This window comes from Glycomyces mayteni, from assembly GCF_042428885.1.
GTDB lineage: Bacteria > Actinomycetota > Actinomycetes > Mycobacteriales > Micromonosporaceae > Glycomyces > Glycomyces mayteni.
The window spans coordinates 611,952-627,217 of sequence record NZ_JBHMBP010000004.1 but is presented as its reverse complement, the minus strand read 5'-3'; the positions used below and the strand labels follow the sequence as shown (position 1 = coordinate 627,217).

The window sequence follows — 15,266 nt, the reverse complement described above, 5'->3', positions numbered from 1 at the left end:
CTTGGTCCGGCCGAGCTGCCACGATAATCGGACTCAGGCACTCAAGGGCGATTGGGGCGTTATGGACGTTCTCGACTTGGCGCGGATCCAGTTCGGCGTCACGACCGTCTACCACTTCCTGTTCGTGCCCGTGACCATCGGGCTCTCGCTCCTGGTCGCGATCCTCCAGACCATGTGGCGCTCCACCGGCAAGTCGGTGTACCTGCGCGCCACCAAGTTCTGGGGGAAGCTCTTCCTCATCAACATCGCCATGGGCGTGGTCACCGGCCTCGTCCAGGAGTTCCAGTTCGGCATGAACTGGTCGGCGTACTCCCGGTTCGTCGGCGACGTGTTCGGCGCCCCGCTCGCGTTCGAGGCCCTCGTCGCGTTCTTCCTCGAATCGACGTTCATCGGCGTGTGGATCTTCGGCTGGGACCGCCTCAAACCCGGCCTGCACCTGACGTGCATCTGGCTCGTCGCCTTCGGCACCATGGCCTCCGCGTACTTCATCCTCGCCGCCAACGCGTTCATGCAGAACCCGGTCGGCTACCAGCTCAACGAGACCGCCGGGCGCGCCGAGCTCACCGACTTCGGCGCGGTCCTGTCCAACCCCGTCGCGCTCGCCGCGTTCCCCCACACCGTGTTCGCGTCCTGGCTCACCGCCGGGGTCGTCGTCGTCGCCGTCTCCGGCTACCACTTCATGCACCGCCGCGACCTCGACGTCCACCGGCCCGCGATGCGCCTGGGCGTCATGACCACCCTCGTCGGCGGCCTCGGCCTCATCCTCTCCGGCGACTCGCTCTCGAAGGTCATGACCTCGACGCAGCCGATGAAGATGGCCGCCGCCGAGGCCCTCTACCAGACCACCTCGAACGCGCCGTTCTCCGTGCTCACCATCGGGTCCCTCGACGGGCGCCACGGCACCCCGATCATCGAGATCCCCGGCCTCCTGTCGTTCCTCGCCACCGGCTCCTTCGGCGGCACCGTCCAAGGCATCAACGACCTGAACGCCCAGTACAACGACCTCTTCGGACCCGGCGACTACGTGCCGTACATCCCGCTCACCTACTGGTCCTTCCGGTTCATGATCGGGTTCGGCCTCCTGTCCATGGCGATGGCCGTGATCGTCTGGTGGTTCACCCGCCGCGGCCGCCTGCCCGAGCACCGCCTGTTCTGGCCGATCGCCATGTGGATGGCCGTGACCCCGTTCCTCGCCAACAGCTCCGGGTGGATCTTCACCGAGATGGGCCGCCAGCCGTGGGTCGTGTTCAGCCTCTACCAGACCAGCGAGGCCGTGTCGCCGCGCGTCGGCGCCGCCACCGTCGCCACCTCCCTCATCGGCTTCACCCTCGTGTACCTCGTCCTCGCCGTCATCGCGCTGAAGCTGTTCTTCAAGTACGCGAAGGCGGGCCCGCCCCCCGAGGAGCAGGCGCTCGCCTCGTCGAGCCCGTCCGACGACCCCGACAAGCCGATGGCCTTCGCCTACTAGCCGAGGACGCCCAATGGAACTGACGACGATCTGGTTCATCGCCATAGCCGTGCTCTTCACCGGCTACTTCATCCTCGAAGGCTTCGACTTCGGCGTCGGGATGCTCATGCCCGTCCTCGGACGCGAAGAGCGCGAGCGCCGCGCCATGATCAACACCATCGGCCCGGTCTGGGACGGCAACGAGGTCTGGCTCATCACCGCGGGCGGCGCCATGTTCGCGGCCTTCCCGCACTGGTACGCCAGCCTCTTCTCCGGGTTCTACCTGCTGTTCTTCCTGATCCTCCTCGCGCTCATCGTCCGCGGCGTCGCCTTCGAGTACCGCGGCAAGGGCGACACCGCGAAGTGGCGGCGCGGCTGGGACCTGTGCATCACCGCGGGCTCGGCCCTCGCCGCGTTCCTGTGGGGCGCGGTCGTCGCCAACATCGTGCGCGGCGTGCCCCTCGACGCGAACTTCGACTACACCGGCTCGTTCTGGGGCCTGCTCAACGGGTACGCGCTCCTCGGCGGCCTGACGATGCTGCTCCTGTTCGCCACGCACGGCGCGTACTTCCTGCACCTGCGCACCACCGGTGACCTCAGCGCCCGATCCCGCGCCCTCGGGCTGCGGCTCGGCGCCGCCACCGCCGTGCCCGCGCTGGCGTTCCTGCTGTGGACCCAGATCGCCCACGGGAACGCCGTGTCGCTGGTCCTCATCGTCGTGGCCGTGCTCGCGCTCGTCGCGGGCCTGGCACTGGACTTCAAGGGCCGCAGCGGATGGGCGTTCGCCGCCACCGCGGTCACCATCGGTCTCGCGTCGGCGGCGCTGTTCTGCGCCCTGTGGCCCGACGTCCTGCCGTCCACATCGGATGCCGCCAACAGCCTGAACCACGAGAACGCGGCCGCCACGCAGAAGACCCTCGGCATCATGACCTGGGTGGCGATCGTCTTCCTGCCGATCGTCCTGCTGTACCAGGGCTGGACCTACTGGGTCTTCCGCAAGCGCGTCGCAGTAGAGAGGATCCCGGTCGCATGACCCAGCTCGCCCCGAAACCCGCCGCCGGCGCGTTCGACCGCCGCCTGCTCCACCGCGCCGAGGGCGCCAAGGTCTACATCGGCGTGTGCGCCGGGCTCGGGCTCGCCCAGACCGCGCTGGTCGTCGCCGGGGCCTGGCTCATGTCCGCGCTCATCGCGAGGGCCTTCGCCGGAGGCGAAGACCTCGCCGCTTTGGGTCCCGAACTCATCGGCCTCGCCGCGGTCCTCGCCGCCCGCGCGCTCCTCGCCTCGGTCCAGGAGGCCGCCGCGAACCGCGCCGCCGCGGTCGTCAAGTCCGGCCTGCGCCGCCAAGCCCTCGACAAGCTCATGCACCTGCCCTCCGGGACCCGCCACACCGGCGAGACCGCGAACCTCCTCGTCCGCGGCATCGACGCCCTCGACGCGTACTTCGCGCGGTACCTGCCCCAGCTCGTGCTCGCCGCGGTCGTCCCCGTCGGCGTCCTCGTCGTCATGCTCATCGCGTACCCGCCCGCGGCGCTCATCGTGCTCCTGACGCTCCCGCTCATCCCCCTGTTCGGCATCCTCATCGGCCGCTACACGAAAGCCCGCGCCGAACGCCAGTGGGCGTCCACCTCCGCGCTCGCGCACCACTTCGCCGACCTCGTCGCCGGACTCCCGACCCTGAAGGCCTTCGGCCGCGCCGCCAAGCAGGCCGGGGCCATCCAGGCAACCACGGGGGAGTACCGGCGCCGCTCGATGTCGCTGCTGCGCGTGGCGTTCTGCTCCGCGCTCGTCCTCGAACTCGCCGCGTCCCTGTCCGTGGCCGTCGTCGCCGTCACCGTCGGCGTCCAGCTCGTGGAAGGCGGCCTCGCCGGGGCCGCCGGGCTCCAGACCGCGCTCCTGGTCCTCATCCTCGCCCCCGAGGCGTACCTGCCGCTGCGCAATGTCGGCGCCCACTACCACGCCAGCGCCGAAGGGCTCGCCGCCGCCGAACAGGTCTTCGGCATCCTCGCCGAGACCCCCGAACCGGGCGCCGAGCCCGCGCCGGAGGCCCCGCAGACCGGCGCCGCCGCGCTCCCCAGCGCCCCGCACATCGCGCCGCCGCTGCGCCGCGCGCCCACGATCATGTTCCGCCGCACCGTCTTCGCCTACCCGGGCCGCGACCCGCTGCAAGAGCTGAGCCTGACGGTCCCCGCCGCGCAGACCACCGTCCTCACCGCCCGCTCCGGCGCCGGGAAGTCCACGCTGCTCGCCGCGCTCCTGGGGTTCCGGCGGCCCGCCGGCGGCTCGATCGCGTTCGACGGCACCGACCTGACCCGCCTCGACCTGGAGGCGATCCGCCGCTCCATCGCGTGGCTCCCGCAGAAGCCGGTCCTCATCGACGGGACGGTCGCCGACAACGTGCGCCTCGCCGTCCCCTACGAGCCCTCCGACCCGGCCGTCGCCAAGGCCCTCGCCGCGGCCCACGCGCCCGACGGGCGCCGTCGCGTCGCCGCCAGCGGCGCCGGGCTCTCCGCCGGGGAGGCCGCCCGCGTCGGCCTCGCGCGGCTCCTGCTGCGCGCCGACCTCCTCGACACGCCCGTGCTCCTGCTGGACGAGCCGACCGCGCACCTCGACGCCGACACCGAGCGGGCCGTCCTCGAATCCTTCGAGCCCTACCGCGAGAACCGCACCGTCCTGATCGCCTCCCACCGCGAAGCGGTGCGCGCGATCGCCGACCGAGAGGTGGACTGGTAATGCCTAAGCGACCCAACACGATCGCCCTGCGGCTCGGCCTCGGGGCCGTCCTCGGGTCCCTCGCGCAGCTGTCCGCGCTCGGCCTCCTCGCCGTCTCCGCGTACCTCATCTCCCGCGCCTGGGAGCAGCCCCCGATCCTGTACCTGATGGTCGCCATCACCTCCGTGCGCGCCTTCGGGATCGGCCGCGGCGTCCTGCGCTACGCCGAACGCCTCGTCTCCCACGACGCGGCCTTCCGCGGACTCGAACGCCTCCGCGTCGCCGTGTGGCGCAAGCTCGTGCGCCTCGCCCCCGCCGGGCTCCCCGTGTGGCGCTCCGGCGACCTCCAGGCCCGCCTCGTAGACGACGTCGACGGCACCGGCGACCGGTGGCTGCGCGGCGCCCTCCCCCTCGCCGCCGCCGTCATCACCGCCGCCGCGGCCGTCGTCATCCAGGCCGCGATCCTCCCCGCCGCCGGGGCGATCCTCGCCGCCGCGCTCCTCGCCGCGGCCCTCGCCGGGCCCGCGCTCGCGTCCTGGTCCGCCCGGTACGCCCTGCGCGCCACCGCCGCCGAACGCGGCGACCTCACCGAGAACGTGCGCGCCTGCCTCCACGGCCGCGAAGAACTCGTCGCCGCCGGGACCGACGCCGTCGCCCTCGAACGCGCCCTCGCCGGCGACGAGCGCCTGCGCCGCGCCCACGCCCGCATCGCCTGGAGCGCCGGACTCGGCCAGGCCGCCGGGCTCCTCGCCATGGCCGCCGCCGTCACCGGCGCCCTGTGGACCGGCATCCCCGCCGTCGCCGCGGGCACCCTCGACGGGGTCCTCCTCGCGTGCCTCGCGCTCGTCCCGCTCGCCGCGTTCGAGCCCGTCCTCGCCCTACCCGCCGCCGCCCAGCAGACCGCCGCCGCCAAGGAGAGCGGCCGCCGCCTCGTCGAGATCACCCGCGAGAGCGAACCGCGGCCCGACCCCGACGAGCCCATGGACTTCGAGCCCAACCCGCTCGGCGGCCCCCCGTTCATCGAGATCAAGCGCCTCTCGGTCACCTGGCCCGGCGCCGACCGGCCCGCCCTCGAAGGCTTCGACCTCAAGATCCAGCCCGGCGAGCGCGTCGCCGTCATGGGCCCCTCCGGGTCCGGCAAGTCCACGCTCGCCGCCGCCCTCATGGGCTTCCTGCCCTACGAGGGATCGCTGCGCTTCGGCGGCGTCGAACTCGCCGAGTACGACGGCGACGACGTGCGACGCACCGTCGGCCTCTGCTCCCAGGACGCCCACGTGTTCGACACCACACTCGCCGAGAACCTCCGCCTCGCCCGCACCTCCGCCACCGACGACGAGCTGGTGCGGGCCCTGCGCTGGGCCGGGCTCCGCGACTGGTTCGACGGCCTTGAGCTGGGGCTCCAGACCCCGCTCGGCGAGCACGGCCGGGCCGTCTCCGGCGGCGAGCGGGGCCGCATCGCCCTCGCCCGCTGCCTCCTCGCCGACCGCGAAGTCCTCGTCCTCGACGAGTTCGACGCCCACCTCGACGCCGCCACCGCCGAACGCGTACTCCGCACCGCCGCCGCCGCTCTTGAAGGCAAGACCGCCGTCATCATCACCCACCGGCCGCTGCCCGACGGTGTGGTCGACCGGACCGTGCATCTGCGCCCGCCCGTGCCCGCTCCCCGTGACGCGCCGCTCAGTTCGCTTTTGGACCTGGCGCAACGTGGGTAGACTCCCGGAACGGTGCTAGCCGCACCGAGCGGTGGAATTGCATAGAACCGGCCCCGTCCGGGGCCTTCCGACTCGCCTAAGGCATTGATGCAGCAGTGAACACATCTGCTCCCACGACCGGACCCAAGCCGCCCAGTTCGGGCCAGCGCTGGCCCGACGGATGGACCAAGCTCCACGTCTACCTGACCGACCTCGACGAGGTCAAAGCCGTCGCGGAGTCCTACCGCCCGGTCATCGACCTCGCCGCGGACAAGCCCGTCCCCCACGAGTGGCTCCACGCCACGATCGCCTCCGTCGAGTGCGACGCCGCCGGAATCGGCGACGACGTGCGCCGCAAGCTCGTCGACCGCCTGCGCGAGAAGGCCGCCGAGATCCCCGCGTTCAAACTCACCGTCGGGCCCGCGCTGGCCGCGACCGGCGGCGTCCTGCTCGACACGTTCCCGGGCACGAGTTTCGATGCGCTGGTGGGCAACTGCGTCGAGGCGATCAACGAGATCGTGGAAGGCGACGTCGGCCGCCCGTGCGGCGGGCCGGGGCACGTGTCGCTGTCCTACCGCTCCGGCGCGGTCGGCGTGGACGCCACCCGCGGCGCGATCCAGAACAAGCTGCGCGACGTGCGGCCGGGTCGGACGGAAATCACAGTCACCGGGGTAGACCTCGTCCGAGTCATCCAAAGCGAGGACGCCTCGACGTACACGTGGGAGCACGTGGCGCGGATTCCCTTGGGCGCGTAGGGATCTCATTTGACCAACGGGCGTCGCCTCCGGGCGGCGCCCGTTGCGGTTGACGCCTGGGACGCGAATCTGCAACCATTTTGTCACTGCCCTGTGGCCTACTGTTGAGACACGTGTCAGAGACCGGCCACGTGGCGTTCAGGCGTGGTCGACGAAGACGCGCCTCCGCCCTGCGCCGGCAGCAGTCCCGGTAGACCCCGGATCGGCGAAAGCCGCAAGCGTCAGGAGGTGTCGATTGTTCGCAGCCGATGACCGTCGCATCGCAACCCGAGCGACAGAGTTCGTCCGACCGGCCGAAGAACTGGTGGAGCCCAAGCCGCTCGACCCTCCCGCCGCCGCCCGCACGGAGGTCACCGAGCCCTACGGCTTCTTCACCGACCTCGACTCCGGCCACATCCTCCACTCCGGGGAGATCCGCCCCGCCTACGCGCTCGGCGCCCCCACGCCGCTGGAGGTGTGGCGCCGCAACCTGGAGATCGTCACCGCGATCCTCACGGCCGCGGGCGTCGACTTCTTCGCCGTCCCCGGCTTCAGCCTGACCCGGCCTGTCCTCGGCGTGGCCGCGGCCGACCGCCAGCGCGTCTGCACCGCCCTCGCCATGCTCTGCGAGTCGACCGGCGGGCGCCTCTCGGTGCCCGAGCCGGCGTTCCGCGAGTCGGAGCTGGGCCTGAACCGCCCCGAGTGGGCCCGCCGCGCCGACATGGGGGACGTGCCGCTCGTGCGCGCCTCCTGGCTGTGGACCGACACCGGGCGGGACCTCGTCTTCGGCCCCGACTACGGCTGCGACGTCGAGTTCTGGACCGACACCGGCGACGGGCACCTCCTGGCGCCCAGGCACAACCGCATCAGCCCGGTCGTGCGCCAGGGCGGCGCCCGCGTGTCGGCCCCCGGGCGCCTGTTCACGACCCTCGCCGGAGGCGGCCACCGGGACCTGCCGAGCCTGCCGACCCGCACCGAGTTCGCGCGCCCCGGGCCCGACCACGTCGGCTTCCCCGTGGACGTCGTGTACACCTGGGTCGACGGCGCCGACCACGCCTGGCGGCGGCGCCGCGCCGACGCCGACCAGTCGCCGTACCACGCCGAGTCCGACAACGACGCCCGCTATCTCGACCGCGAGGAGCTGCGGTACTCCCTGCGCTCCCTGCACCTGAACGCGCCGTGGGTGCGCCACGTATACCTCGTGACCGACCGGCAGCGCCCGCACTGGCTCGACGCCGACGCCCCCGGGCTCACCGTCGTCGACCACGCCGACCTGTTCGAGGACCCGGACGCCCTGCCCACCTTCAACTCCCACTCGATCGAGACGCAGCTTCACCGCATCGAGGGCCTGAGCGAGCACTTCCTGTACTTCAACGACGACATGTTCATCGGCCGCCCCGTGGGCCCGCAGCTGTTCTTCGAGCCCAACGGCCTTGCGCGGTTCTTCCCCGCGCAGACGTTCATCGACATGGACCCGGTCTCACGCGCCGACACGCCCCCGAATGCCGCGTTCAAGAACGACCGCGCGCTCATCGACCGGGCCTTCGGGCGGACCATCTCCCGGATGATGAAGCACGTGCCGTACCCGTTGCAGCGCAGCGTCCTCGCCGAGATGGAGAAGGAGTTCGACGAGGAGATGGAGCGGACGGCCCGCAGCGCCTTCCGCAACGTCACCGACGTCTCGACGGTGACCCTCCAGCACTACTACGCGTACCTCTCGGGCCGCGCGGTCTCCGGCCACGCGCAGGTCGAGTACCTGGAGCTGTCGATGCCGGGCGTCGCCGAGCGCCTGGAGCTGTTGCTGGAGCGGCGCGACCGCGAGACGTTCTGCATCAACGACGCCGGGCTCCCGCCGGAGCTGGCCGAGGAGCGCTCGGCGCTCATGCAGCGGTTCCTGGACGCGTACTTCCCGGTGGCCTCGCCTTGGGAGAAGGGCCTGGCGCTGTAAGCGAAAGGGCCCGGAGCGGATGCTCCGGGCCCTGATCGCTACTTCAGTCCTCGCCGCTCCAGGAGCGGGTCGATCTCGGCGTCGCGGCCGCGGAAGCGCCGGAAGGACTCCATCGGGTCGATGGAGCCGCCCTTCGACAGGAGCGTCTCGCGGAAGTGGTCGCCGTTGGCGCGGGTGAGGCCGCCGTTCTCCTTGAACCACTCGACGGTGTCGGCGTCGAGGATCTCCGACCAGATGTACGAGTAGTACCCGGCGGCGTAGCCGATGGAGATGTGCGCGAAGTAGCCCGAGCGGTAGCGCGGGGCGATCTCCGGCAGGTAGATCCCGGCGGCTTCGAGGGCCTGGCGCTCGAACGCCTCGACGGCCGCGTACGGGTCGTCGCCGCCGTCGGGGACGTCCTCGGGGGACAGGCGGTGCCACGCCTGGTCGAGGAGGGCCGCGCCCAGGTACTCGGTGGAGGCGAAGCCCTCGCCGAACTTGGCGGCGGCCTTCCACTGCTCGATGAGCTCGGCGGGGGCCTGCTCGCCGGTCTCGTGGTGGCGCGCGTAGTTCGCGACGACCTCGGGCCAGTCCTCCCACATCTCGTTGACCTGCGACGGGTACTCCACGAAGTCGCGGGGCGTCGAGGTCATCGAGGTCTTCGGGTAGCGGCAGGCCGACAGGAGGCCGTGGAGCGCGTGCCCGAACTCGTGGAACAGGGTCGTCACGTTGTCCACGGAGATGAGCGCGGGCTGCCCCTCGGAGGGCTTGACGATGTTCAGGTTGTTCACGACCACGGGCTTGTCGCCGGTGAGGTCGGACTGGACGACGAGCGGGTTCATCCACGCGCCGCCCTTCTTGGAGTCGCGGGTGAAGAAGTCGCCCACGAACAGGCCCAGCGGCCGCCCGCCGTCGAGGACCTCCCACACGCGGGCCTCGGGGTGGTACCCCTGGAGGTCTTCGCGGAGCGCGAAGGTCAGGCCGAACTCCTGCTCGGCGGCGTGGAAGACGCCGTCGACGAGGACCCGGTCGAGTTCGAGGTACGGCTTGAGCGCCTCGGCGTCGAAGCCGTACTTGTCCTGGCGGACCTGCTTGGAGTAGAACGACCAGTCCCAGGCGGCGAGCGCGAAGCCGCCGCCCTGGCCGTCGATGACCTCCTGGAGCTCGGCGGCCTCGCGGCGCGCGTTGCGCACCGACGCCTCGGCGAGCCCGGCGAGGCGCTCGGCGATGATCCCCGCGTTCCCGGCGGTGCCGTCCGCGGCGACGTACGCGGCGAAGTGCTCGAAGCCCAGCAGCTGCGCCTTCTCGGCGCGCAGGCGGATCATCCGCAGGAGCGTGGCGGCGTTGTCGCGGCCGCGGCCGACGGTGGCCTTGTAGAGGCGCTCGCGCAGCGCGCGGTCCTTCAGGTCCTCCAGCAGCGGGTGGCGCGAGAAGTTCGACTGGGTGATCAGGTACCCGTCGAGGCCGCGGTCCTTCGCGGCCGCGGCCGCGGCGCCGATCTGGTCCTCGCCGAGGCCGTCGAGCTCGGCGACGTCGGTGACGTGGACGGCCGCGTCGTTGATGTCGGCGAGGATGACCTGGTTGAACTTGGACGCGAGCTCGGCCAGCTCGGTGTTGATCGCCGCGAGGCGGTCCTTGCCCTCCTGGTCCAGGGCGGCGCCGCCGCGCACGAACTCGGTGCGGTACCGCTCCAGCAGGCGCAGGTCCTGCTCGTCCAGGCCCAGCTCCTCGCGCCTGCCCCACAGGGCGTCGATGCGCGCGTACAGGTCGCCGTTGAGGAGGATCTTGTCGCCGTGGGCGGCGAGCTTGGGGCTCAGCTCGGCCTCGATGGCGTTGAGCTCGTCGTCGGTGTCCGAGGAGTACTTGTTGAAGAACACCAGGGAGACCCGCCGGAGCGTGCCGAGCCCGGAGCGCTCCAGGGCCACGACGGTGTTGTCGAACGTCGGCTCCGCGGTGTCGGCCGCGATGGCCTCGACGGCCGCGAGCTGCTCGGCCATGCCCGCCTCGAACGCGGGCACGTAGTGCTCGTTGGCGATGTCCGCGAACGGCGGGAGCTTGTAGGGGAGTTCTGAGGGGTTCAGAAACGGGTTCTCGGTCACGCTGGCTCCTCGCTGCGTTCATTTCCAATGGCGGTGGGCCGAATCCTATTGCCCTTGCCTGCCGCGCGGCAAGTGGAATGGCTCCGCTCGCGGAAGTCGAGGCGACAACCTCACCGAACGGCCCCGCCCCGGATTAATATCGTCCCCATGTCTGCATCGAGTCCGCTGTTCGTGGCCAGCGACGTCCACGGCCACTACGACGCGCTGACCGAGGCGCTGCGCGGTCGCGGGCTCGTCGACGAGGACGCGAAGTGGACCGGCGGCGACGCCCGGCTGTGGGTCCTCGGGGACCTCTTCGACCGCGGCGAGGAGGGCGTGGCCGTGGTCCGGCTCCTGCGCCGGCTCGCAGGGCAGGCCGCCGCCGAGGGCGGCCACGTCGACACGCTCGTGGGCAACCACGAGGTGCTCGTGCTCGGGTCCCGGCGCTTCGGAGACGTCGCGTTCACCGACGTCGACGGCATGGACCGCCAGTTCCTCCACTGGTGGGTCCTCAACGGCGGCTTCGAGGACGACCTCGCCGCCCTCACCGAGGACGAGGTGCGCTGGCTGGAGACCCGCCGGGTCCTCCACGTGGTCGACAAGTCGCTCCTGGTCCACTCCGACACCGAGTCGTACCTCGGGTACGGGCGCAGCGAGGAGGCGGTCAACGCGGCCGTCCGCAAGATCCTCGCCTCCGACGAGCCCGAGGAGTGGTGGCAGCTGTTCAGGGAGCTGACGCGCCGCCACGAGTTCATGGGGGAGGAGGGCCCCGCGCGGGTCCGCTCGATGCTCCGCTCGTTCGGCGGGGAGGAGCTCGTCCACGGGCACTCCACGATCCCCGACACGACCGAGCTCGAACCGTCCCAGGTGACCCAGGCCCGCCGCTACTGCGACGGGCTCGTCCTCAACGTGGACGGCGGCGTGTACCAAGGCGGCAAGTGCCTGGTGGTCCGCCTCAACTAGCTACTCCCCGTCGCCCCAGAAGTAGAACGGCGGCGGCGTCGCGGCGCGGCCCGCGCGCGACTCCAGCCACAGGCTGACCGCCCCGGCGGCGGCGACGCCGAGCGCCGCCCATCCGGCGAGCGGCGAGAAGGCGATCGCGTACCCCAGCACGGCCGCGACGGCGGTCGCGACGGCGGCGGTCAGGAAGGCCCTGCGGAAGGCGCGTCGATGTTCGCGGCGCGCGACGACTCGGTTGTGTCCCATATCCGACACAACGAGCGAGGCCCTTGAATCGACACGATGCATGTGCAGGTTTCACGAGTTCGAGCGACCGAAACCCGGCATATCACCTGATAGGCGACTGTGGACCGGACGAGGCGGGCAAGACTGTAAGCACGCTCCAGCGGAGCGTCACATTGGCAGTTCGCGGCCGTTGTGCCGAAACCGAAAAGACGGTAAACACATAGTGTCGGGGCGCCTCGTGCGGTGGTCCGGAACCGCCCCGCGGAACCGAACCTCGTGCGGGTCAAGACAACCGAGCACTGCTGACAACCGCCGCACCGCGCCCCGGCCCGGCCTCCCGCGAGGCCGCGCGCACGCACAACCGAATACCGCACGCAACTGCGAGACACGATCCCCTGAAGTCCCGAAGCAACGTGTAACTCCTATATAGACGGTGGGGTCTGACATGGAGTCCGAAACGCAACCTATGGGGCGGCGCGTCGCCTATTGGCGTCAGCGCCGCGGCATGTCCCAGCAGGTCTTCGCCGACCGCATCGGCAAGTCCAAGAGCTGGGTCGACAAGATCGAGCGCGGCGTCCGCCGCCTCGACAAGTACTCGGTCATCACCGAACTCGCCGAATCGCTGAGCGTCGACGCCGCCCAGCTCCTCGGCCGCGAACCCCGGCGCCGCCCGGGCCTCGGCGGCTGCCTCGACCAGGTGGAGGTCGAGTCCATCCGCCAGTCGCTCGAACGCTACGAGCGCCTCGGCCGCTTCCTCGAAGCCGCCCCGATCGACCCGACGCCCATCCCCGAGCTCAAAGGCGCTGTCAACTACTGCTGGCTCGCCTTCGAGAAGGGCCACTACCCGGTCGTCGCCAGGTCGCTCATCCAGCTCCTGCGCGACACCCCCCTCGCCGAGGACCGGCCCATCGGCGGCACCAGCGCCGACGCCGCCGAACTCATGACGCAGGTCTACCAGATCGCATCGACCGTCCTGCGCAAACTCGGGGAGGCCCAGCTCGCCTGGCTCGCCGCCGACCGCGCCATCTCCGCCGCCAACCGCGGCAACGACCCGCTCCTCGCCGGCATCGCCACCACGCGGGTCGCCAACGCGCTCAGGTCCCTCGGCCGCTACCAGGCCGCACTCGACCTGAACGTCCAGGTCGCGCACGGCCTCATCTCCGAGGCCGGCGGCGAGTCCTCCAGCCCCGCCGCGATCAGCGTCTACGGGGCGCTCCTCCTCCAGGGCGCCATGGCCGCCGCGCTGGCCGGGGACTCCACGACCAGCGACGACCTGCTCGACAGCGCCTCGCGGGCCGCGAACATCCTCGGCCGCGACGCGAACTACTACTACACCTCGTTCGGGCCCACGAACGTCATGCTGCACCGCGCGGCCGCGTTCGTGGAGCTCGGCGAGGGCGGCGACGCGCTCGCCGTCCACGAGACCATCCCGCCCGCGGCCCTCGGCGACCTCGTCGCCGAGCGGCGCGCGCACCACTACCTCGACATGACGCGGGCCTGCGTGCAGGTCGGCGACATCGAGAAGGCCGGGCGGTACCTCGTCACCGCCGACCGCAACGCGCCCGCGGAGATCCGCTGCCGCCCGCTCGCGGTCGACCTCATCGACCAGATCCTCCACCGCACCAAGGGCGAGCCCGCCCAGGACGTGCGCCGACTCGCCGAGGAGGTGGGGGCCCTCAACTAGGGCCGCAGCACACAGCACGCAGAACGCAGCACGCCGATCGAAGGCCGGAAGGACCAGGGCCGGTACCGGATTCGCCGGACCGTCCCCGCGCGCACGGTGCGCGAGTGCGCCCGGAGCCGCCGCTGCTCAGGCTCCGGGCACACCCCTCACCGCGCGGCCCGAAACGTCAATAGACTCACGGCATGCGCACGCTCAGCGAGATCACCGCGGCACTCGACGACCTGTACCCGCGCCGCTGGGCCGAGGACTGGGACCGGGTCGGCCTGGTGCTGGGCCGCGGCGGGAACTCCGTCCGCCGCGTCCTCTGCGTCGTCGACGTCGTCCCCGCCACGGTCATCGAGGCGATCGAGAACGACTGCGACCTCATCGTCGCCCACCACCCGCTCCTGCTCCGCGGCGTCTCCGCCCTCGACCCCGCCGCCGACTACAAGGGCGACCTCGTCCACACCCTCATCGAGTCCGGCATGGGCCTCTACACCGCCCACACCAACGCCGACGTCGCGAGCCCGGGCGTCTCCGACGCCCTCGCCGACCGGCTCGGCCTGGTCGACCTGCGGCCCCTGCGCCCGCTTGAAGGCCCCGAGCACCACGGCACCGGACGCGGCCACGGCCGCATCGGCCGCCTCCCCGAGACCCTCACCCTCGCCCAGCTCACCGCACGCGCCGCTGAGGCCCTCCCGCCGACCGCCTGGGGCGTCCGAGCCGCAGGCGACCCCGACCGCCCCGTCAGCACCGTCGCCGTCTGCGGCGGCGCCGGAGACGCGTTCCTCGCCGACGCCGCGGCCGCCGGCGCCAACGCCTACCTCACCGCCGACCTCCGCCACCACCCGGTCTCCGAGCACCTCGCCGGAAGCGGCCCGGCCCTCATCGACGCCGCCCACTGGGCGACCGAGCGGCCCTGGCTCGATACTGTTGCCGAACGACTGTCCCGTCTGGTCGAGGACGTCCGCGTCTCCGACCTCGACACCGATCCGTGGACCCTCCACCAGAAATCCGGGGTGAACTGAAGTGAAAGCCGACCTCTTCGATCAGCGCCGCCTGCTCGAACTCCAGGCGGTGGACACCACCCTCGCCCAGCTCGCGCAGCGCCGCAGGAAGCTCGACGCCGACCCGGCGTACGCCACCGCCACGCAGCGCCTGCGAGCCCTGGGGGACAAGGCCGCCAACCTCACCGGCGACATCGCCGACCTCGACCGCGACATCGACCGCGTCGAACGCGAAGTCGACCTTGTCAAGAAGCGCGCCTCCACCGACCGCGACCGCATGGGCGCCGGGGCCTCCGCCAAGGAGCTCGAAGGGCTCCAGAGCGAACTGGAGTCCCTCGCCCGCCGCCAGGCCACCCTCGAAGACGACGAACTCGAACTCATGGAGCGCCGCGAAGCCCTCGACGCCGAGCTGGCCGAGGCCCGCCGCCAGCTCGACGAGGCCAAGACCGTCCTCGCCGACGCCGAAGCCGACCGGGGCCGCCAGATCGGCGAGATCGAGACCGAGACCGCCGACGCCGCCTCCACCCGCGAAGCCCTCGCCATCAACATCCCCGACCGCCTCGTCGAGCTCTACGAGCGCATCCACGCCAAGCAGCCCATCGCCGCCGCCGAACTCGTCGGCCGCCGCTGCGAGTCCTGCCGCATCGAGAAGTCCCCGGCCGACATGATCCCCATCAAGGCCGCCCCCATCGACGAGGTCCTCCGCTGCGAGGAGTGCGGCTGCGTCCTCATCCGCACCGAACTCCCCAAGTCCGCGCCCGCGCCCCTCGCCTCCCAGGACGAGCTGAAGAAGTACGAGTAGCGCGAAGGGGCCGAACGCACCGG

The 15,266-nt window shown here is 71.6% G+C and carries 12 protein-coding genes; 10 read left to right on the top strand and 2 right to left on the bottom strand.

From position 1 onward, the window contains the following. The first annotated feature begins 61 nt into the window (after nucleotides 1–61). From ACFFXY_RS18245 to ACFFXY_RS18220, 6 genes are all read left to right on the top strand, one after another. Nucleotides 62–1,468 (top strand): cytochrome ubiquinol oxidase subunit I, encoded by a 1,407-nt coding sequence (locus ACFFXY_RS18245; RefSeq protein WP_382353671.1) that lies wholly within the window; start codon nucleotides 62–64, stop codon nucleotides 1,466–1,468. A 13-nt stretch (nucleotides 1,469–1,481) separates the two neighbouring features. Further along, nucleotides 1,482–2,480 carry a cytochrome d ubiquinol oxidase subunit II gene (gene cydB / locus ACFFXY_RS18240; RefSeq protein ID WP_382353668.1) on the top strand — a complete coding sequence of 333 codons (999 nt, stop codon included), beginning with the start codon at nucleotides 1,482–1,484 and terminating at the stop codon, nucleotides 2,478–2,480. Beyond that, a complete protein-coding gene (gene cydD / locus ACFFXY_RS18235) occupies nucleotides 2,477–4,177 on the top strand; it encodes a thiol reductant ABC exporter subunit CydD (RefSeq protein ID WP_382353665.1) in 1,701 nt (566 codons plus the stop codon). Before cydB ends, cydD begins: the two co-directional genes overlap by 4 nt. After that, complete coding sequence (gene cydC / locus ACFFXY_RS18230) at nucleotides 4,177–5,868, top strand: thiol reductant ABC exporter subunit CydC (protein WP_382353661.1); 1,692 nt, start codon at nucleotides 4,177–4,179, stop codon at nucleotides 5,866–5,868. Before cydD ends, cydC begins: the two co-directional genes overlap by 1 nt. Nucleotides 5,869–5,963: 95 nt before the next feature. Then, nucleotides 5,964–6,602, top strand: a complete 639-nt coding sequence (locus tag ACFFXY_RS18225) for a hypothetical protein (RefSeq protein ID WP_382353658.1) — start codon at nucleotides 5,964–5,966, stop codon at nucleotides 6,600–6,602. Nucleotides 6,603–6,906: 304 nt separating this feature from the next. Then, nucleotides 6,907–8,529, top strand: coding sequence for a stealth family protein (locus ACFFXY_RS18220; protein WP_382353655.1), 1,623 nt, complete (start codon nucleotides 6,907–6,909; stop codon nucleotides 8,527–8,529). A 38-nt stretch (nucleotides 8,530–8,567) separates the two neighbouring features. Here the strand turns inward: ACFFXY_RS18220 and ACFFXY_RS18215 are convergent, their stop codons facing one another. Next, nucleotides 8,568–10,607, bottom strand: coding sequence for a M3 family metallopeptidase (locus ACFFXY_RS18215; protein WP_382353652.1), 2,040 nt, complete (start codon nucleotides 10,605–10,607; stop codon nucleotides 8,568–8,570). Nucleotides 10,608–10,754: 147 nt separating this feature from the next. On the opposite strand from ACFFXY_RS18215, the gene ACFFXY_RS18210 reads away from it, so the two are divergent. Further along, entirely contained in the window at nucleotides 10,755–11,549 is a 795-nt protein-coding gene (locus tag ACFFXY_RS18210; protein ID WP_382353649.1) for a metallophosphoesterase, read from the top strand. On the opposite strand, the gene ACFFXY_RS18205 is transcribed toward ACFFXY_RS18210, so the two are convergent. Then, nucleotides 11,550–11,792, bottom strand: a complete 243-nt coding sequence (locus ACFFXY_RS18205) for a hypothetical protein (RefSeq protein ID WP_382353646.1) — start codon at nucleotides 11,790–11,792, stop codon at nucleotides 11,550–11,552. A gap of 424 nt (nucleotides 11,793–12,216) precedes the next feature. Here ACFFXY_RS18205 and ACFFXY_RS18200 point away from each other — a divergent pair, with 424 nt between their 5' ends. The 3 genes from ACFFXY_RS18200 to ACFFXY_RS18190 all read left to right on the top strand — a co-directional run bounded on the left by ACFFXY_RS18200 (nucleotide 12,217) and on the right by ACFFXY_RS18190 (nucleotide 15,243). Continuing rightward, nucleotides 12,217–13,455 carry a helix-turn-helix domain-containing protein gene (locus tag ACFFXY_RS18200; protein WP_359953985.1) on the top strand — a complete coding sequence of 413 codons (1,239 nt, stop codon included), beginning with the start codon at nucleotides 12,217–12,219 and terminating at the stop codon, nucleotides 13,453–13,455. A 182-nt stretch (nucleotides 13,456–13,637) separates the two neighbouring features. Beyond that, complete coding sequence (locus ACFFXY_RS18195) at nucleotides 13,638–14,462, top strand: Nif3-like dinuclear metal center hexameric protein (RefSeq protein ID WP_382353641.1); 825 nt, start codon at nucleotides 13,638–13,640, stop codon at nucleotides 14,460–14,462. 1 nt (nucleotide 14,463) lies between these two features. Beyond that, nucleotides 14,464–15,243, top strand: a complete 780-nt coding sequence (locus ACFFXY_RS18190) for a zinc ribbon domain-containing protein (RefSeq protein WP_382353638.1) — start codon at nucleotides 14,464–14,466, stop codon at nucleotides 15,241–15,243. The last annotated feature ends 23 nt before the right edge of the window (nucleotides 15,244–15,266 follow it).

Bases quoted from the DNA above. Each gene is read 5' to 3' on its own strand.
- ACFFXY_RS18245 (WP_382353671.1), top strand. From the start codon at position 62: ATGGACGTTCTCGACTTGGCGCGGATCCAGTTCGGCGTCACGACCGTC.
- cydB (WP_382353668.1), top strand. From the start codon at position 1,482: ATGGAACTGACGACGATCTGGTTCATCGCCATAGCCGTGCTCTTCACC.
- cydD (WP_382353665.1), top strand. From the start codon at position 2,477: ATGACCCAGCTCGCCCCGAAACCCGCCGCCGGCGCGTTCGACCGCCGC.
- cydC (WP_382353661.1), top strand. From the start codon at position 4,177: ATGCCTAAGCGACCCAACACGATCGCCCTGCGGCTCGGCCTCGGGGCC.
- ACFFXY_RS18210 (WP_382353649.1), top strand. From the start codon at position 10,755: ATGTCTGCATCGAGTCCGCTGTTCGTGGCCAGCGACGTCCACGGCCAC.
- ACFFXY_RS18205 (WP_382353646.1), bottom strand. From the start codon at position 11,792: ATGGGACACAACCGAGTCGTCGCGCGCCGCGAACATCGACGCGCCTTC.
- ACFFXY_RS18200 (WP_359953985.1), top strand. From the start codon at position 12,217: ATGGAGTCCGAAACGCAACCTATGGGGCGGCGCGTCGCCTATTGGCGT.
- ACFFXY_RS18195 (WP_382353641.1), top strand. From the start codon at position 13,638: ATGCGCACGCTCAGCGAGATCACCGCGGCACTCGACGACCTGTACCCG.